The 18875-nt window shown below is 38.5% G+C and carries 17 protein-coding genes; 15 read left to right on the top strand and 2 right to left on the bottom strand.

Features of this window, described 5'->3' with window-relative positions:
- Window positions 1-41 precede the first annotated feature (41 nt).
- From ACEE75_RS08985 to ACEE75_RS08930, 12 genes are all read left to right on the top strand, one after another.
- On the top strand, window positions 42-767 hold the full coding sequence (locus tag ACEE75_RS08985) for a GntR family transcriptional regulator (protein WP_354369678.1): 726 nt from the start codon (window positions 42-44) through the stop codon (window positions 765-767).
- Between the two features lie 11 nt (window positions 768-778).
- Entirely contained in the window at window positions 779-1729 is a 951-nt protein-coding gene (gene manA, locus ACEE75_RS08980) for a mannose-6-phosphate isomerase, class I (protein ID WP_447575223.1), read from the top strand.
- Between the two features lie 353 nt (window positions 1730-2082).
- Window positions 2083-4617 (top strand): preprotein translocase subunit SecA, encoded by a 2535-nt coding sequence (secA, locus tag ACEE75_RS08975; RefSeq protein ID WP_447575216.1) that lies wholly within the window; start codon window positions 2083-2085, stop codon window positions 4615-4617.
- A gap of 15 nt (window positions 4618-4632) precedes the next feature.
- Window positions 4633-5664, top strand: coding sequence for a 3-deoxy-7-phosphoheptulonate synthase (locus ACEE75_RS08970; protein WP_427896379.1), 1032 nt, complete (start codon window positions 4633-4635; stop codon window positions 5662-5664).
- Between the two features lie 3 nt (window positions 5665-5667).
- The gene (locus ACEE75_RS08965) at window positions 5668-6723 is read left to right on the top strand and encodes a 3-deoxy-7-phosphoheptulonate synthase (protein WP_427896377.1); all 1056 of its coding nucleotides are present in this window, start codon (window positions 5668-5670) and stop codon (window positions 6721-6723) included.
- Between the two features lie 72 nt (window positions 6724-6795).
- Window positions 6796-7158 (top strand): holo-ACP synthase, encoded by a 363-nt coding sequence (acpS, locus tag ACEE75_RS08960; protein ID WP_447575217.1) that lies wholly within the window; start codon window positions 6796-6798, stop codon window positions 7156-7158.
- On the top strand, window positions 7155-8258 hold the full coding sequence (gene alr / locus ACEE75_RS08955) for an alanine racemase (RefSeq protein ID WP_447575218.1): 1104 nt from the start codon (window positions 7155-7157) through the stop codon (window positions 8256-8258). The genes acpS and alr overlap by 4 nt, the downstream gene beginning before the upstream one ends.
- A gap of 49 nt (window positions 8259-8307) precedes the next feature.
- Window positions 8308-10323 (top strand): ATP-dependent DNA helicase RecG, encoded by a 2016-nt coding sequence (recG, locus tag ACEE75_RS08950; RefSeq protein ID WP_447575219.1) that lies wholly within the window; start codon window positions 8308-8310, stop codon window positions 10321-10323.
- A gap of 51 nt (window positions 10324-10374) precedes the next feature.
- Window positions 10375-10869, top strand: coding sequence for a GNAT family N-acetyltransferase (locus tag ACEE75_RS08945; protein ID WP_449173640.1), 495 nt, complete (start codon window positions 10375-10377; stop codon window positions 10867-10869).
- Between the two features lie 17 nt (window positions 10870-10886).
- A complete protein-coding gene (locus tag ACEE75_RS08940; RefSeq protein ID WP_447575220.1) occupies window positions 10887-11036 on the top strand; it encodes a hypothetical protein in 150 nt (49 codons plus the stop codon).
- A 139-nt stretch (window positions 11037-11175) separates the two neighbouring features.
- Entirely contained in the window at window positions 11176-11619 is a 444-nt protein-coding gene (locus ACEE75_RS08935) for a VOC family protein (RefSeq protein ID WP_354369345.1), read from the top strand.
- Window positions 11620-11679: 60 nt separating this feature from the next.
- Window positions 11680-12594: an aldo/keto reductase gene (locus ACEE75_RS08930; RefSeq protein ID WP_447575221.1), complete on the top strand. Its 915-nt coding sequence runs from the start codon at window positions 11680-11682 to the stop codon at window positions 12592-12594.
- 36 nt (window positions 12595-12630) lie between these two features.
- On the opposite strand, the gene ACEE75_RS08925 is transcribed toward ACEE75_RS08930, so the two are convergent.
- Window positions 12631-13590, bottom strand: coding sequence for an asparaginase (locus ACEE75_RS08925; protein ID WP_447575225.1), 960 nt, complete (start codon window positions 13588-13590; stop codon window positions 12631-12633).
- 75 nt (window positions 13591-13665) lie between these two features.
- Here ACEE75_RS08925 and ACEE75_RS08920 point away from each other — a divergent pair, with 75 nt between their 5' ends.
- Window positions 13666-15057: a Cof-type HAD-IIB family hydrolase gene (locus ACEE75_RS08920; protein WP_447575222.1), complete on the top strand. Its 1392-nt coding sequence runs from the start codon at window positions 13666-13668 to the stop codon at window positions 15055-15057.
- A gap of 97 nt (window positions 15058-15154) precedes the next feature.
- Complete coding sequence (locus ACEE75_RS08915) at window positions 15155-16291, top strand: ABC transporter ATP-binding protein (protein ID WP_354369339.1); 1137 nt, start codon at window positions 15155-15157, stop codon at window positions 16289-16291.
- Window positions 16292-16525: 234 nt separating this feature from the next.
- On the opposite strand, the gene ACEE75_RS08910 is transcribed toward ACEE75_RS08915, so the two are convergent.
- Window positions 16526-16978, bottom strand: a complete 453-nt coding sequence (locus ACEE75_RS08910) for a universal stress protein (RefSeq protein WP_354369337.1) — start codon at window positions 16976-16978, stop codon at window positions 16526-16528.
- 141 nt (window positions 16979-17119) lie between these two features.
- On the opposite strand from ACEE75_RS08910, the gene ACEE75_RS08905 reads away from it, so the two are divergent.
- Entirely contained in the window at window positions 17120-18859 is a 1740-nt protein-coding gene (locus ACEE75_RS08905; protein ID WP_449173629.1) for a glycerophosphoryl diester phosphodiesterase membrane domain-containing protein, read from the top strand.
- The last annotated feature ends 16 nt before the right edge of the window (window positions 18860-18875 follow it).

The raw sequence follows: 18875 nt of genomic DNA, 5'->3' as shown, positions 1-18875 counted from the left end.
AGGCATAAGAAGTGATGGAGTGAGGAGAAATCATGGCTAAAATAAGTAAGTATGAAGAAATAGCTAATATTCTCCGTGAAAGAATTGCACAAGGAGTCTATCCCGTAGACTCCTTATTGCCTACTCAAACGGAATTAGCGACAGAATTTCATGCTAGTCGGATGACTGTCAAAAAAGCTGTCGAGATCTTGACGATAGAAGGATTGATTTATTCTAAACAAGGAAATGGCACCAAAGTATTAGATTCGTCCTTTTGGAATCTTCGAGATACAAAAGTTAGGCTGAATAATTTTAATGGTTTGAGTAAGGACCTTGAAAAAGATGGCAGAGCATTGACAAGCCGTATTATTAAATTTGAAGTAGCCTTTCCCTCCAAAGAAATCTCAGAACGCTTACAGATTGGTCTGACATCACCAGTTTATCACATCATTCGTCTTCGTCTGTTGGATCAAGAACCTTATGTCATTGAACATACCTACATGCCTTGTGATTTAGTTCCAGGGCTTGATGAGGAGGTACTCTTACACTCCATCTATGACTATTTACATGAGACCTTAAACTTAAAATTTGTTGGTAGCTATAGGAATATTACGGCTGATAGAGCAGATGAATATGATATGGCGTATTTGAAATGTGACGAGACAACCCCAGTTCTTCAGGTGGAGCAGGCTGTTTATTTAGAAGATGGTCGTCCTGTCGAGTATTCTCGTAGTCGTAATCGTTACGATGTCAGAGGTTACTCATTGTTAGATGTCAAAAATATTTAGGAGGTTTGGTAATTGTGGAACCACTATTTTTAAAATCAGTGATGCAGGAAAAAATTTGGGGAGGTAGTCGTTTACGAGACGTTTTTGGCTACGATATTCCAAGTGAAAAGACAGGTGAGTATTGGGCGATTTCTGCTCATCCTAATGGCGTATCCATAGTGGAAAATGGGACTTATGCCGGCGTGCCCTTAGATCGTTTGTATCGTGAGCAACCTCAATTATTTGGAAATCCTAAGAGCGAGGTTTTTCCTTTATTAACAAAAATCCTAGATGCTGAGGATTGGTTAAGTGTGCAAGTTCATCCAGATGATGCTTACGGTCTAGCTCATGAAGGGGAGCTTGGAAAAACAGAGTGCTGGTATATTTTATCAGCAGAAGAAGGAGCTGAGATCATCTATGGACATACAGCTAAGAGCAAGGAAGAGTTGCAAGCTTTAATAGATAATAAAGACTGGGAGCATCTTTTGACGCGTATTCCTGTTAAAGCTGGTGATTTCTTCTATGTTCCAAGTGGTACCATGCATGCTATTGGAAAAGGCATCATGGTTCTTGAAACGCAGCAATCTAGCGACACAACTTACCGTGTCTATGATTTTGACAGACCTGATGATCAAGGGAACTTGCGTGAATTGCATTTAGACAAAGCAGTAGATGTTCTAACGATTGGCGAACCTGCCAATAGTAAGCCTGTTTCTTTACATGTGGATCGATTAGATAGTACCCTTTTGGTATCCAATGATTTCTTTACAGTTTATCATTGGACCTTGAGTGGTTTGGTTGAGTTTAAGCAAGTGGCGCCGTATTTATTAGTTAGTGTCATCGAAGGACAGGGGCGTCTAATTATTGATCAAACGGTTTATCCGATTCAAAAAGGCAGCCACTTTATTTTACCGCATACCGTCAAACACTGGTCGTTTGAGGGAGATAATTTAGAAGTAATTGCAAGTTACAGTCATGAGTAAAGTGATATAAAAGGATAATAGCATCTCAAAGGTTAGAGAATTTGTCTAACTTTTGAGGTGTGTTTTGTTTTTATATATAATGCAAGATGACACAACAAGTGCATGAAGAAAACTTTGTTTTTCAAATCCTGCTTTTTCATAACAGTTATATTTTTATTAATAATGTAGGTGAAGACGAGGAAAAATCAACATCCATATGCAATTATCATAAAAATATTTTGAAAATGTACACGGTTGGAAAAAGGTACATGATTTTTCTTCATGCGTACGGCGTGAAGAAGCTAGTCTCAATGATTGAAGAAAAGTCTCAAATATGTTAAAATGGAGTGATAAGACTATCGAAAGGAATTCAGATGGCACATATTATACGCAGAATCATTGAAAATGAAAAAGGCGAATTAAGAAAATTAGAACGTATAGCAAAAAAAGTTGAAAGCTATGCGGATGAAATGGACAGCCTGTCAGATGCGGCTTTGCAAGCTAAGACAGAAGAATTTAAAGAGAGATACCAATATGGTGAGAGTTTAGATGATCTTTTGCCAGAAGCATTTGCAGTTGTACGTGAAGCAGCTAAAAGGGTACTAGGCTTATATCCTTATCGTGTTCAAATCATGGGAGGTATTGTACTCCACCATGGTGATGTCCCAGAGATGCGTACCGGAGAAGGAAAAACCTTAACAGCTACCATGCCTGTTTATCTCAATGCTTTGTCAGGAGAAGGTGTACACGTTATCACAGTTAATGAGTACTTATCTGAACGTGATGCGACTGAAATGGGAGAATTGTATAGCTGGTTAGGGCTTTCGGTTGGAATTAACTTAGCAGCCAAATCGCCTTACGAAAAACGTCAAGCTTATCAATGTGATATTACTTATTCTACCAACTCTGAAGTTGGATTTGACTATCTTCGTGACAACATGGTGGTTCGTCAAGAGGATATGGTTCAACGACCATTAAATTTTGCAGTTGTCGATGAGGTTGACTCAGTCTTGATCGATGAAGCCAGAACACCACTGATTGTTTCTGGACCGGCCAGTTCTGATACTAATCAGTTGTATCATCGAGCAGATATGTTTGTAAAAACACTGGTTCGTGAAGACTACGCTATCGATGTTCAAACAAAGACCATCGGGCTTATGGATTCAGGAATTGATAAGGCAGAGGCTTATTTCCATCTTGATAATTTGTATGATATTGAAAATGTAGCCTTGACACATTTTATCGATAACGCCCTTCGTGCAAACTATATTATGGCCTTAGATGTGGATTATGTTGTTAGTCCAGAACAAGAGATTTTAATTGTTGATCAATTTACCGGTCGTACAATGGAAGGTCGTCGCTTCTCTGACGGTTTACACCAAGCCATTGAAGCTAAAGAAGGTGTCCCAATTCAAGATGAATCTAAGACAAGTGCTTCTATCACTTACCAAAATATGTTCCGTATGTATAAAAAGCTCTCGGGTATGACAGGGACAGGTAAGACAGAAGAGGAAGAGTTTCGTGAAATCTATAATATGCGTATTATTCCTATTCCGACAAACCGTCCGATTCAACGTATTGACCATCCTGATTTGTTGTATCCGACTCTGGAATCTAAATTTAATGCGGTTGTAGAAGATGTGAAACGTCGCTATGAAAAAGGACAGCCTGTTTTGGTTGGTACAGTTGCTGTTGAAACAAGTGATCTTATTTCTAAAAAATTAGTTGCAGCTGGTGTTCCACATGAAGTTTTAAATGCTAAAAACCACGAAAAAGAAGCACAGATTATTATGAATGCAGGTCAACGTGGTGCAGTTACCATTGCGACCAATATGGCTGGTCGTGGTACTGATATTAAGCTTGGAGCAGGTGTACTTGATCTAGGTGGCTTGTGTGTGATTGGAACGGAACGCCATGAGAGTCGTCGTATTGATAACCAGCTTCGTGGACGTGCAGGTCGTCAAGGGGACAAAGGAGAGTCGCAATTTTACCTTTCTCTTGAAGATGAATTGATGCGTCGTTTTGGTTCAGACCGTATCAAAGCCTTCTTAGATCGTATGAGTCTGGAAGAAGAGGATGCTGTGATTAAATCACGCATGTTTACTCGTCAAGTAGAATCCGCACAAAAACGTGTTGAGGGAAACAACTATGACATGCGTAAGCAAGTCCTTCAATATGATGATGTCATGCGTGAACAGCGTGAGATTATCTATGCAGAGCGTTATGATGTCATTACAGCTTTTCGTGATCTAGGACCAGAAATTCGCTCTATGATTGGACGAACCATTGATCGTCAAGTTGATGCCCATTATGGTGCCAAAGAAGAAGGCTTAGAGGCTATCTTAAACTTTGCACGTTTAAATCTTGTTCCAGAAGAGTCCATTTCGCTGGCTGATTTAACAGGTTTGAAAGCAGCTGAGCTAAAAGAAGAATTATATGATCGTGCTATGGAAGTCTATGATCGTCAAGTGGCTAAATTTAAAGGTGATATTGACAAGCTAATAGAGTTCCAAAAAGTATTGATTTTAATGGTCGTTGACAGCAAGTGGACTGACCATATTGATGCTTTGGATCAATTGCGTAACGCAGTCGGTCTTCGTGGTTATGCTCAAAATAACCCAATTGTCGAATATCAGACAGAAGGTTTCAAAATGTTTAACGACATGATTGGAGCAATTGAGTTTGATGTGACACGGACCATGATGAAAGCACAAATTCATGAAAATGTGGAACGCGAACGTGCGAGTCATCAAGCTACTACAACGGCAACGCAAAATATTGCGGCAAAACCAATTGGTGAAGAAGTATCAACAGAGAAACTAGATTTTAGTGGTGTTGGTCGCAATGATAAATGCCCATGTGGTTCTGGTAAGAAATTTAAAAACTGCCACGGACGACAACAATTATAAAGAGTAGGAAAAAATATGTCATTTAAAGCAACAAGTGAAAAAATTAATTTGGAAGATGTTAAAAGTGCTACACGTCTCACAGGCGATGTTTTAGCCAAAAAAGAATCACGCGATAAGGAATTAGAAGCCATTATGCGTGGAGAAGACGATCGTGTTCTTTTAGTGATTGGACCTTGTTCATCAGATAATGAAGAAGCTGTTTTAGAGTATGCTCATCGCTTGGCGAAACTTCAAGAAGAAGTCAAAGATCGTGTCTTTATGGTGATGCGTGTTTATACAGCTAAACCACGTACAAATGGTGATGGTTATAAAGGGTTAGTTCACCAACCAGATGCAAAAGGTGCACCAAACTTAATCAATGGTATTAAAGCAGTTCGTAATCTTCACTACCGTGTGATTACAGAAACTGGTATCACAACAGCAGATGAGATGCTTTACCCAGAGAATTTATCCCTTGTTGATGATTTGGTGTCTTATATTGCTATTGGGGCGCGTTCGGTTGAAAACCAACAACACCGTTTTGTGGCTTCTGGAATTGATGTGCCAACAGGAATGAAAAATCCAACGTCAGGTAACTTAAACATTATGTTTAACGCTATGTATGCGGCACAAGCCCAACAAAACTTCTTATTTAATGGGGAAGAAGTGCAAACAAGTGGTAACCCACTAGCACATGCTATCTTACGTGGCGCTGTTAATGAGTATGGTAAAAATATTCCAAACTATTACTACGACAATCTTCTTGAAACGATTGAAACGTATGAAAAGATGCAACTTGAAAATCCGTTTATCATGATTGATACTAACCATGATAACTCAGGCAAACATTACCTTGAGCAAGTGCGCATCGTTCGTCAAACACTCATTAATCGTGACTGGAATGAAAAAATTAGAAAATATGTTCGTGGTTTTATGATTGAGTCTTACCTTGAAGACGGTCGTCAAGATGAACCAGAAGTCTTTGGTAAGTCTATCACAGACCCATGTCTTGGTTGGGACAATACTGAACAGCTTGTTCATGAACTTTATGATTCGTTAGGAAAATAATTTATGGCAATTAGACAAAAAAGTGAGACCATTAAAGTCTCAGATGTGAAAGAACTTTCAAAACTATCTGGAGATGCTTTAGTTAAAAAAGAAGCACGTGATAAAGAATTGGCGGCAATTATCAAAGGAGAGGATGATCGTGTTCTCTTGGTGATTGGCCCTTGTTCATCGGATAATGAAGAAGCTGTTTTAGAGTATGCTCATCGTTTATCTAAATTACAAGAAGAAGTAAAAGATCGTATTTTTATGGTGATGCGTGTTTATACTGCAAAACCGCGTACGAACGGTGATGGTTATAAAGGGCTGATGCACCAACCAGACACTTCTAAGTTACCTGATTTGATCAATGGGATTGCTGCTGTTCGTAACCTTCATTACCGTGTGATTACAGAGACAGGTTTAACAACGGCAGATGAGATGCTTTACCCGTCTAATCTCCCTTTGGTAGATGACTTGGTCAGTTACCATGCGATTGGAGCGCGCTCTGTTGAAGATCAGGAGCATCGTTTTGTAGCATCAGGTATCGATGTGCCAACGGGTATGAAAAATCCAACATCAGGTAATCTGAATGTGATGTTCAACGGGATTTATGCAGCGCAATCAGCTCAAAACTTTATCTACCATAATGCTGAGGTGGAAACAGACGGTAATCCGCTTGCCCATGCCATCTTGCGTGGGGCAACAAATGAGCATGGGGAAAATGAACCAAACTACTACTATGATGTCTTGCTCAAAGCTATTGCTCAGTATGAAAAAATGGGACTGAAAAATCCATTTATCGTTTTAGATACTAACCATGATAATTCAGGCAAACAGTACCTTGAACAGATGCGTATTGTCCGTCAGACTTTGATTAACCGTGATTGGAACGAAAAAATCAATAAATATGTTCGTGGTTTCATGATTGAGTCTTATCTTGAAGATGGTCGTCAAGATGAGCCAGAGGTATTTGGTAAATCCATTACAGATCCATGTTTGGGTTGGGAAAAAACAGAAAAAATGATTCGTGAAATCTATACAACACTAGGACATGATTCGTTTGAAGATTTAATCAAATAATAACAGGTAGTAAAAAGGAGTGGGGAAGAGGCTTATAAGCATTCCCCCTTCTTCTTTTTGGTGATAAGACGTATGATTGTAGGACACGGGATAGATTTACAAGAGATTAGTAAGATTCAGCAGGCTTATAAAAAAAATAAAAACTTTGTCACAAAGGTATTGACCCCTAAGGAACAGTTGGTTTTTGCTGATTTAATGGGAAAAAGGCAACTCACCTATTTAGCAGGGCGTTGGTCAGCCAAAGAAGCCTTTTCAAAAGCCTATGGAACGGGAATAGAGGTTAAGGGACTGCGATTTCAAGATTTAGAAATTTTATCAGATGCTAAAGGGGCACCTTATTTTTCAAAGCATCCCTTTTCAGGTTCTGTTCACGTGAGTATCAGTCATTCAGGAAATTTTGTCCAAGCTAGTGTTATTTTAGAGGAGGAAGTATGATTTCAAGTCCACATAGACCAACTGTCATTCATGTTGATTTGGAGGCAATCACCTACAATATCCATCAAGTTCAGTCTTCATTAGATAAAAAGACAAAAACTTTTGCTGTGGTTAAGGCTAATGCTTACGGTCATGGTGCAGTAGCGGTTTCAAGGGCAATTGAGTCACAAGTTGATGGCTTTTGTGTTTCGAATTTGGATGAAGCTTTGGAATTGCGAGAAGCAGGGATTAAAAAATCTATCTTAGTTTTAGGTGTCTTGATGCCAGAAGAGATTAATTTGGCCTTGGAGCATGATATCTGCTTAACCATTGCTAGTTTAGAGTGGCTTGACTTGGCTGAACGTAAAGGTATTGATTTAACGGGCTTATCTGTACATTTAAAAGTAGACTCAGGAATGGGAAGGATTGGTTTTAGGACAGCAAGTGATGTTAATCAAGCTTTGGCGATATTAGGGGATAAGTCAGCTTTTGTAGAAGGCATTTTTACCCATTTTGCGACAGCTGATGAAGCCTCAAAGGAGTATTTTGATACTCAACTCTCTCGTTTTAAAGAAATTTTAAAAGGTCTAGACTGGGTTCCAGAAATGGTTCATGCTAGTAATTCTGCTACGAGTCTTTGGCATAAAGATACGGTTTTTAATGCTGTTCGTTTAGGACTTGTGATTTATGGTCTTAATCCAAGTGGTACTGTCCTTGAGTTGCCTTATGATTTAAAACCTGCCTTGAGCTTGGAGTCCGAATTGGTACATGTGAAGGTCTTGTCTGAAGGAGAAGCAGTAGGTTACGGAGCAAGTTATCGAACAACTGAAGAAGAAGTGATTGGAACGATTCCTATTGGTTATGCAGATGGTTGGACCAGAGATATGCAAGGTTTTTGTGTGCTGGTAGATGGGGAGCCTTGCCCAATCGTTGGTCGTGTATCGATGGATCAAATCACGGTTTCTTTACCAAAAGTGTATCCTTTAGGCACCAAAGTGACCTTAATTGGAACAAATAAGGAAAAAGTGATTTCTGCGACAGCTATTGCAGAAAAAAGAGGGACTATCAATTACGAAGTACTTTGTCTTCTTAGTGATCGCATTCCAAGAGATTATCTATAAAACAGGAGTGGGGTTAGGAAACTAACTCTGCTTTTTCAGTAGGAGAAGTATGTTATTAACAGATTCTTTAGCTGTCTTGCCAGGGATAGGCCCTAAGTCAGCAGAAAAATTTCAAAAATTATCTATTTTTACGATCAAAGATTTATTACTTTATTATCCTTTTCGGTATGAAGATTTTAAAGCGCGATCGGTGTTTGAGTTATTAGATGGTGAGAAAGCTGTCATTACAGGAACTGTAGTGACACCGGCTAATGTTAAATATTATGGGTTTAAGCGTAACCGTTTGTCATTTAAAGTACGACAGGGAGAGGCGGTCATTGCTGTTTCTTTTTTTAATCAACCTTATTGGCAAGATAAGGTGGTTGTTGGACAAGAAATTGCGGTGTTTGGAAAATGGGATCAAGCTAAAGGGGCTGTGACAGGCATGAAAATTTTAGCTCAGGTAGAAGATGAAATGCAACCTGTTTATCATGTCGCACAAGGTATCTCTCAAGCGAGTTTGACTAAGGCTATCAAAGCGGCCTTTGAGATGGGGTATGATCATTTACTAGATGAAAATTTACCACAGACTTTAATAGACAAGTACCGCCTGTACACAAGGCAACTGGCTTGTCGAGCCATGCATTTTCCAAAGGATTTACCAGAATATAAACAAGCCTTGAGGCGTACTAAATTTGAAGAGTTATTTTATTTTCAAATGAATTTACAATCCTTAAAATCGGAAAATAAATCAGAAACGAGTGGTCTAAAAATTGATTATGACCCCCTTGCGCTAGAAAAACAAATTGCAGACTTGCCATTTCCTCTAACCAAGGCTCAAAGACGGAGTTTAGATGAGATTGTTGCAGATATGGCATCTGGTCGTCATATGAATCGTCTTTTGCAAGGGGATGTCGGTAGTGGTAAGACAGTTATTGCTAGTCTTGCTATGTATGCGGCTTATACTGCTGACTTGCAGTCTGCTATGATGGTTCCCACAGAGATTTTGGCAGAGCAGCATTATGAAAGTTTGACCAAGTTGTTTCCAGACCTTTCTATTGCGATCTTAACATCAGGGATGAAGGCGGGTCCTAAGCGAACAGTCTTAGCAGCGATTGCTGATGGACAAGTGGATATGGTTGTGGGGACCCATGCTTTAATTCAAGATGGAGTGGTTTACCATCGTTTGGGCTTGGTGATTACAGATGAGCAGCACCGATTCGGTGTGGGGCAACGTCGCCTTTTTCGTGAAAAAGGGGAAAATCCAGATGTTCTGATGATGACTGCAACGCCTATTCCTCGAACACTTGCGATCACTGCTTTTGGGGAGATGGATGTTTCCCTTATTGATGAACTGCCAGCTGGAAGAAAGCCGATTGTGACGCGTTGGGTTAAACATGAGCAAATGGAGTCAGTTTTAAGCTGGATTGGGAGTGAATTGAAAAAAGGTGCCCAGGTTTATTTTATTTCACCTTTGATTGAAGAATCTGAAAGTTTAGATTTAAAAAATGCGGTAGCTTTGGAGGAAGAATTAAAGCATCATTTCTCAGATCAAGCGCGTGTGGCCTTGATGCATGGTCGTATGAAAAATGAAGAAAAAGACCACATTATGCAAGAATACAAGGCTCATCGTATTGATATTTTGGTTTCTACCACTGTTATTGAGGTTGGGGTAAATGTTCCCAATGCTACGATCATGGTGATTATGGATGCTGATCGCTTTGGGCTGAGTCAGCTGCATCAATTGCGTGGTCGAGTAGGACGTGGTGATAAACAATCTTATGCAGTTTTGGTGGCTAATCCTAAAACAGAGACAGGAAAGCAACGGATGAAAATAATGTGTGAGACCACTAATGGCTTTGTTCTTGCTGAAGAGGATCTCAAAATGCGGGGGTCAGGAGAAATTTTTGGAACACGCCAATCAGGCATCCCAGAATTTCAAGTAGCTGACTTGGTAGAAGATTACCCTATTCTCGAAGAAGCTAGAAAAGTTGCCAGTCAGATTACTAGCCAGCCTAATTGGAAAAATCAAGCTGAGTGGAAAATTATTGCTCAAAATTTAAAAGAAAAGGGGCAGTTTGATTAAGTGGCTCCTTACAGTGATAGCAAAAAAGGTGATGATATGTTAAATAGTTAAATAACACTAGAGAGTTTAGAGAAAAAAGATAAGGAGCAGTTTATTCTAGACAATCAAGAAGCTTTTCAAATAGCTACCTTTGGCGTTTTAGATAGCCCTCTTGAAGAAGAACCGGTCATTTCTAGACAAGACATTGAGGAATCACTTGCTAAAGGGAAAGCTTATCGGATTTGTCTAGATGGTGAAAGAGTTGGCGGAGCAGTGGTGTCCATTAATGGGGATAAGGGGGATTTGGAGTTGTTATTTATTTCTCCAAACATGCAAGGAAAAGGCATAGGTTATACTGCTTGGGCTTTACTTGAAAAAGCTTATCCTAAGGTAAAAATCTGGCAAACCATGACACCTTATTTTGATAAACGAAATATTCACTTTTATGTCAATCGTTGTGGTTTTCAGATTGTTGAGTTCTTTCATCCTTATCATCCCGATAGACACCGAAGTGATGATGGTAAAGGTTTGGATGAGATGTTTCGATTTGAGAAAAGAAAAGTTTGATCTAAGATGCTTTTGTCTTGTTAAAGATTTATTTAAGAGTTTACCGCTACAATGAGTCTATTCAAATGAAAGAGGTGACGCATATGACTGTAAAACTCAAAGTTGCTTATCAGAATAAAGAATTTCAAATGAAAAAAGATTTCCCTCACTACGGTGTTTGTCATTAAGATTTTATGGATACAAAGAAGGAGCTAGTGAAAACTGGCTCCGTTTAAGTCTTTCTCTCAGACTAACCATTTGCTTTTTAAAAAATATTTATGCTATAATAAGTTGCTTTATGCAAATGAAATAAAAGAGGACACGACGATGTTAAAAGCAATGGAAGTTTATTTGGTAACGGATGGAAATGGTCTTGAAGCTATCGAATTTTATAAAGAAGCACTAGGTGCAACAGTTGAGCAAGTCAATCTATACAAGGACTTTTTGCCTGATTGTCCAAAAGAATTAGAAAATTTTGTCATGAATGCTCAGTTTCGTTTAAATGGTCAGCGCTTTATGTTATCTGATAATAATCCAGAGATGCCATATACTGCAGGAGATAACATCACAGTAGCCTTGATTACAGATGATGCAGAAACAGCACAAGACTTATTTACAAAACTCTCAAAAGATGCCAAAGCTATTGCTATGGAATTACAAGCAGTACCGTGGTCACCAGCTTATGGTAATCTGACAGATAAGTTTGGCATCAACTGGCAGATCAATGCTGAGGTTGAAGGATACGGTCAAGAATTTTACGCAGAATCATAAAAAAGGTTGGGATTTCCCAACTTTTCATTTCAAATAAATTGAAAGGGATTACAAGAGGTTATGTCACAAAAAATTGGACAAACAGATATCAATGCTTCTAAAATTGCGCTAGGTTGTATGCGTATGGCGAGTTTAGAAGCAAAAAATGTAGATGATGTGATTACTAGGTGTTTAGATCTTGGAATTGATTTTTTTGATCATGCGGATATTTATGGTAAGGGGCAATCAGAACAGGTCTTTGGAGATAGTGTGAAGCGCCTTGGAATCAAGCGAGAAGATATGGTTATTCAATCGAAATGCGGTATTCGAGAGGGCTATTTTGACTTTTCAAAGAAACATATACTAGCATCGGTAGAAGGTATTTTAAAACGCTTAGGGACAGATAATTTGGATATTCTAGCCCTACATCGTCCTGATGCTTTGATGGATGTAGAAGAAGTAGCAGATGCCTTCTATGAGTTGAGAAAATCAGGAAAAGTCCGTTATTTTGGTGTTAGCAACCAAAACCGTTATCAAATGGAACTGTTAGAAGCTTATCTAGAACAGCCTTTGGCGGTCAATCAAGTGCAATTTTCTCCAGCACATACCCCTATGATTGACGCTGGATTAAATGTTAATATGGTTGATCGTCCCGCTTATGATAGAGATAATGGGATTTTAGACTATTGCCAGTTGAAAAAAATAACCCCACAAGCTTGGTCTCCTTTTCAAATTGATTTAGGCAGAGGAATTTTTATGGGGCATCCTGATTATCAAGATTTGACACGAACCATTGAGGAGCTTGCAGGTCAATATGGTGTTTCGCATGAAGCGATTATTATTGCTTGGATTTTACGTCATCCAGCAAAAATTCAAGCTATTGTAGGATCAATGAACCCAGTTCGTTTAGAGAAAATCGTTGCTGCAAAACAAATTGAATTAAGTAGGGAAGACTGGTATCGTATTTATCGCAGTGCAGGTAATCGTCTGCCTTAATATAAAAACGTTTGTGCTTACACAAACGTTTTTATATTATCCTTCAATGTATTCTTTTAACTCCTGACCTTTGAGACCAGCATTTAGAGCGATGAGTAATTTGATGCGAGCCTTTTGAGCGTTTAGTTCTTTTACAAACATGACACCTTTTTTAGCGAGTTGTACTCCCCCACCATCATAAGCATAGACAGGCTCAGCAATACCATTAAAGCAACGTGATACTAGCACAACAGGGATATTATTAGCCATTAATTGTTCTAAGGCAAGTGCTGCTTGAGGAGGGATATTTCCAGCCCCCAGTGCTTCGATCACAATGCCATCCACACTGTCAGGAGATAGTAAGCTGATAATGCCATCTCCCATACCAGCGTAAGCTTTGATAATAGGAATGGTACCAGAGATAGTCTCAAGTTCAAAACGTACACGGGGTTCTGCCGTTTTAAAGTAAAGGATATCATTTTTCATGATGATGCCTAAGGGACCATGTGTCGGAGTTTGGAAAGTGGAGACGTTAGTTGTATGGGTTTTGGTCACATATTTGGCGGCATGGATCTCGTCATTCATGACGACCAAGACCCCTTTATCTTTACTTTTTTCATGGCTGGCAACTCGTAAAGCAGAAAGGTAGTTATAGATGCCATCACTACCTAGTTCATTGGAGCTACGCATGGCTCCTGTCAAAACAACAGGCATATCAGGAAGTGCCATTGTATCTAAAAAATACGCCGTTTCTTCTAGGGTATCTGTTCCATGGGTAATGACGACGCCATCATATTGTCCAGCTGTTCCCTTGATTTTTTGATAAAGTGCCATCATATGTGTCATAGTGATATGAGGACTGGGGACATTTAGAAAGTCTAAAACATCAAGGCTAACTTGTTTTAGATCTAGTCCAACTTGGGTCATCGGATTTACTGTATCAGGAACAACGTTTCCTTCTTGATCAGCATGCATGGAGATGGTGCCTCCTGTATGGAGGACAAGGATTTTTTTCATTGTCATTCTATTTCTCTCTCAAAATGTGTTATACTATATTTTAACATAAAGAAGAGGAAGAAGAAGGACTATAATTTGGCAATTAAAGCAGTTTTTTTTGATATTGATGGCACGCTCTTGACTGATATGAAGACTGTTTCCAAATCGACACAAGAAGCGATAAAATCAATGAAAAAACAAGGCATTTTGGTCGGTGTGGCGACTGGTCGTGGTCCTAGTTTTATCAATCGCTTTATGGAAAATTTAGAGTTAGATTTTGCAGTTAGTTATAATGGTCAATTTATTTTTACACGCGATCAGATTCTTTATCAAAATCAGCTTCCTAAATCAACTATCTATAAAGTGATCAAGTATGCAGGAGACAAGCGTCGAGAAATTTCTCTTGGAACGGCATCTGGTCTTGTTGGATCTAATATCATCAATATGGGCACGAGTCGTTTTGGTCAAATTGTTAGTCGTATTGTTCCGAAGCGATTGACAAAAACAGTTGAGCGCTCTTTTAAGCATTTGATTCGTCGCTTTATTCCTCAGAATCGTGCCAATCTTCTTACGATTATGCGTGAGCCTATTTTTCAAATCGTTCTTGTGGCAACAGCAGGAGAAACAGATAAAATCCAAGAGAAATTTCCACAACTAAAGATAACACGCAGTAGTCCTTACTCTGCTGATTTAATTGCTAAAGGGCAATCTAAATTGGTTGGCATTGAGCGAGTTGGTCGAATTTTTGGTTTTGACTTAGATGAGGTTATGGCTTTTGGGGATTCAGATAATGACAAAGAGATGTTGATGGGTGTTGGTGTTGGCGTTGCAATGGGAAATGCGACGGAGGAGTTAGCAACTGTCGCCACTTATCGCACGAGTAGCAATAATCATGATGGCATTGCTAAAGCTTTGTCACATTATGGTTTGATTCATATTGAAACAGACCGCACATTTACCAGTAGCGATGATAATTTTAATAAGGTAAAAGATTTTCATCAGCTGATGGATGGTGAGACCTGTGAGACACCAAGGACCTATGGTCTTATAGAAGCAGGGCATCGGGCAGATTTTAAAGTTGAGGAAATTATCGAGTTTTTATATGCGGCATCAAATGCTGACCAAGAGGAGTTTACTCAAGCTATCGCAAATCTTCATCTTGCAATTGATAAGGCAGTCAAAAAGGTGCAAAACAAACCTCATCCAGAAAGTCCTCTTGTTGGAGAAGTGGATGCCCTAGTAGATCTACTTTACTTGACTTATGGTTCTTTTGTTTTAATGGGAGTTGATCCTAAGCCACTTTTTGATACTGTCCATGAAGCTAATATGGGAAAAATTTTCCCAGATGGTCAAGCTCATTTTGATCCTGTGACACATAAAATTTTAAAACCGGATGATTGGGAAGAACGCTTTGCCCCTGAACCAGCTCTTAAGCGAGAGTTGAATCGCCAAATTCAAAAATCCTTAATCCGAAAAGCTAGTCGTTAATCTATTTTGCGTAGGAAATTTCCTGCGCAAAATTTTTCTTGACTTATGCAAGCGTTTGCGGTAAAATAAAATCAAATTAAAATAAGGGAGAAAACCTATGACAACCCTCAATCTTAATAAAGTTTACAAAAAGTATCCAAATGCAACGTATTACTCTGTTGAAGATTTCAATCTTGATATTAAAGACAAAGAGTTTATTGTTTTTGTTGGCCCATCTGGTTGTGGTAAATCAACGACTCTTCGTATGATTGCAGGACTTGAGGACATTACCGAAGGTGAGTTTTATATTGATGGTAAACTCATGAATGACCAAGCGCCGAAAGATCGTGATATCGCTATGGTCTTCCAAAACTATGCCCTCTATCCACACATGAGTGTTTATGAAAATATGGCATTTGGCCTAAAACTACGTAAGTACTCCAAAGATGAAATTGATAAGCGTGTTAAAGAAGCGGCTGAAATTCTTGGTTTGACAGAATTTTTACAACGTAAGCCAGCAGATCTATCTGGTGGACAACGTCAACGTGTTGCTATGGGGCGTGCCATTGTTCGTGATGCGAAAGTTTTCTTGATGGATGAGCCATTGTCTAACTTGGATGCCAAATTGCGTGTCTCTATGCGTGCAGAGATCGCTAAGATTCACCGTCGTATTGGAGCGACAACCATCTACGTGACACATGACCAAACAGAAGCAATGACTTTGGCAGATCGCATTGTCATCATGAGTGCCACTAAAAACCCAGATAAATCGGGTTCTATCGGTCGTATTGAGCAAATTGGAACACCGCAAGAACTTTACAATGAACCAGCTAATAAGTTTGTCGCAGGCTTTATTGGAAGCCCAGCTATGAATTTCTTTGAGGTAACGGTTGATAAGGGTGAGATTCGTAGTGATGATGGCTTTAGAATTGCTCTTCCAGCTGGACAGGAAAAAGTCTTAGAAGCAAAAGGTTACCTTGGGAAAAAAGTGATTTTTGGGATTCGTCCAGAAGATATTTCAAGTAAAGAAATCGTTAAAGAAACCTTCCCAAGTGCTAATGTTCAAGCAGAAGTTGTGGTTTCAGAGCTTTTAGGTAGCGAGACCATGCTGTATGTGAAAATTGGTCAAACAGAATTTGCATCACGTGTTGATGCCCGTGACTTCCATGAACCAGGAGAGAGTGTTGATTTGACGTTTAATGTTGCTAAAGGCCACTTCTTTGACCTAGAGACAGAAAAACGTATCACTAATTAAAGCTAAGTTCCATAGAATAGAAGGAAAAAACCAGTTGTTAGCTGATCGTTCAGCTAAGTTTTGGAATGATTTTTGTATCCCTAAATAGTTTTGGGGAGATGCAGTAATAATAAACGATAAGACAACTTGTTCACCAACCTATTTGGGATAAAAAATAAAAAGTGAAATCGATGATTTAATCGGTTTCACTTTTTTAGATTAGAAACTTAAGATAGTAATCTCAAGTTTTAATGTTTAGAAAGTTTTTTCAGGATCACGGACGATAAGCAGATCAACTTTTGCATGACGAAGAATGTATTCTGATGAAGAGCCGATGAGCAGGCGTTCAAAAGTATTTAGCCCAGTTGCTCCGACCATGATAAGATCCACCCCTTCACGATCAGGAATTTCAGTAGCTAACAGTGGTTTTGGGTTGCCAAATTCAATAACCTTTTTAACCTTTAATAGTCCTTTTTTATTAGCTTGTTGCTCATAATCGTTCAAAACCTCCTTAGCCTCCTGTTCAAGTTTTTCATAAACATAAGCATCAAAAGTGGCAACACTCTGGAGGGCACGAGTATCGATAACATGAGTCAAAAGAAGCTCAGCACCATTTCTGAGAGCGACATTAACCGCTTTTTCAAAAGCAAGCTCAGATTCGTAAGAACCGTCAATAGCAACTAGGATACGTTCATATTGATGTGACATAAGTTTGACCTCCTTATCTTTTATGATTTTATTGTACTCCTTTTTTTAAAAAAATGAAAGCGTTTTTACAAAGAAGATGAAAATTTTTTGATGCCAGTGAGAAATTTTCTGTTAGAATAAAGAAAAATGAAGGGAGAAAAAATGATTAGGAAAGTTTTAAGAGATCTTTATCAACATAAATATACCTATATCTTAAAAGCCTTGCTACTACAGCTATTTTTAACTACTATAGGGATTTATATCTTATCAGAGCTCTTTTCGTTGATTTTATTTTTAGGAAATCAAGTCCAACTCAATAAGGATAATCTAGCTGATTTCTTTTTGAATCCTTTAACGTTACTGGGATTTATCCTTTATTTCTTTGCGGTTGCTCTTTTGGTTTATATGGAATTTTCTATTTTAGTAGAGATTATTCGTCAAAAAGATAGTCCAATAAGGGTAACGATTAAGCGATCTTTGTTTAAAATTAAGCCATTTTTAAGATCCATCTCTGGTTTTCATTTATTTGCCTTTATCGGTTACTTGATCTTAACTGTCCCCGTGGTGCAATATGTGATGGCATCTTCTTTAGTTGAAAAGCTTTACATTCCCAAATTTATTACCGATGAGCTCATGAAAAGTAGTCCTACTCGGTATATCATGATGGTAATGGGGATTTTGGTTTTTTATTTGAACATTCGCTTTATTTATACCCTTCCTTTAACAGTGATAAAAGAAGCTCCGTTTTTGTCTAACATGAAAGAAAGTTGGCAACTCACTAAAAAGAAAACGTTCACGATTTTATGGCAGCTAGCTGTCATTGAATCGGTCATTTTAGTGACCTTATTTAGCATTGCTTTGCTGATTATAATGGGCTTAAATTATATTGATAGTAGTGAAAAACATCTGATATTACAAACAATCTTTTTAAGCTTTTCATGGGGAGTGCTGTATTCAGCCTCATTGTTATCTAAGTTATCTTCTATTTCTTATCTTTTATCCAGTATCAATGAAGATAAAAGTCCTTATCTTCTTTCTGTCCCAAAAGTTAGAAAGAAAAAAAGACTCTTAGCTTTAATGATCTTGGTCACTGCTATGGGACTAGTCACGATGGCTTGGAATTGGGAGCGTTTTAGTGGCGCAGCTTTTAATAAAAATATTAAAACAATTGCACATAGAGGATACGTGTCAAAGGGTGTGGAAAATTCGATTGAAGCACTTGAAGGAGCTGCTAAACAAGGTGTGGACTATGTTGAGATGGATATTCTATTAACCAAGGATCATCACTTTGTGGTTATTCATGACAATAATCTCAGTCGTCTCGCTGGGGTTGATAAAAATGTTAGTGATCTCAAAGCAAGTGAGGTTATAGGACTTGCGATTCATCAAGATGGTCATCAGAGTACAATTTCTTCTTTTGAAGATTATGTCGCAAGGGCAAAAGAGCTAGGTGTCAAATTGTTAGTTGAGTTGAAACCACATGGGTCAGAGCCAGATAACTACGCCCAGTTATTTGTAGATAAGATGAAAGAGTTGGGTGTTGAAAAAGATTACCAAGCCATGTCGCTAGATTTATCGGTAATGGAAAAAATAGAACAATTGGCACCAGAGATACAGACAGGTTATGTCATTCCTTTACAGATTGGAAATTTTGATAAAAATAAGGTTGATTTTTGGGTTATTGAAGATTTTTCATATCGCGAACGTCTGGCTTTAGAAGCTAAGTATCTAAAAAAATCGCTCTATGTTTGGACAGTAAATGATGAGGACCAAATCGAAAAATATCTAAACAGCTCAGTCAATGGTATGATTACGGATTATCCTAATTTAGTTAAGGAAGCTAAGAAGTCTCTAGAGGAGAATGATTCATATGTGATGCGCTTTTTAAGTCTTCTTAGTTGAAAAAATATATTTAGTT

The sequence above is a fragment of the Streptococcus sp. 11273D007BT genome (assembly GCF_053547195.1).
This window is presented reverse-complemented; position numbering and strand designations above follow the sequence as displayed.

Excerpts from the sequence above, each read along its gene's own strand:
- secA (WP_447575216.1), top strand. The coding sequence starts at position 2,083 with ATGGCACATATTATACGCAGAATCATTGAAAATGAAAAAGGCGAATTA.
- ACEE75_RS08970 (WP_427896379.1), top strand. The coding sequence starts at position 4,633 with ATGTCATTTAAAGCAACAAGTGAAAAAATTAATTTGGAAGATGTTAAA.
- ACEE75_RS08965 (WP_427896377.1), top strand. The coding sequence starts at position 5,668 with ATGGCAATTAGACAAAAAAGTGAGACCATTAAAGTCTCAGATGTGAAA.
- acpS (WP_447575217.1), top strand. The coding sequence starts at position 6,796 with ATGATTGTAGGACACGGGATAGATTTACAAGAGATTAGTAAGATTCAG.
- alr (WP_447575218.1), top strand. The coding sequence starts at position 7,155 with ATGATTTCAAGTCCACATAGACCAACTGTCATTCATGTTGATTTGGAG.
- recG (WP_447575219.1), top strand. The coding sequence starts at position 8,308 with ATGTTATTAACAGATTCTTTAGCTGTCTTGCCAGGGATAGGCCCTAAG.
- ACEE75_RS08935 (WP_354369345.1), top strand. The coding sequence starts at position 11,176 with ATGTTAAAAGCAATGGAAGTTTATTTGGTAACGGATGGAAATGGTCTT.
- ACEE75_RS08930 (WP_447575221.1), top strand. The coding sequence starts at position 11,680 with ATGTCACAAAAAATTGGACAAACAGATATCAATGCTTCTAAAATTGCG.
- ACEE75_RS08925 (WP_447575225.1), bottom strand. The coding sequence starts at position 13,590 with ATGAAAAAAATCCTTGTCCTCCATACAGGAGGCACCATCTCCATGCAT.
- ACEE75_RS08915 (WP_354369339.1), top strand. The coding sequence starts at position 15,155 with ATGACAACCCTCAATCTTAATAAAGTTTACAAAAAGTATCCAAATGCA.
- ACEE75_RS08910 (WP_354369337.1), bottom strand. The coding sequence starts at position 16,978 with ATGTCACATCAATATGAACGTATCCTAGTTGCTATTGACGGTTCTTAC.
- ACEE75_RS08905 (WP_449173629.1), top strand. The coding sequence starts at position 17,120 with ATGATTAGGAAAGTTTTAAGAGATCTTTATCAACATAAATATACCTAT.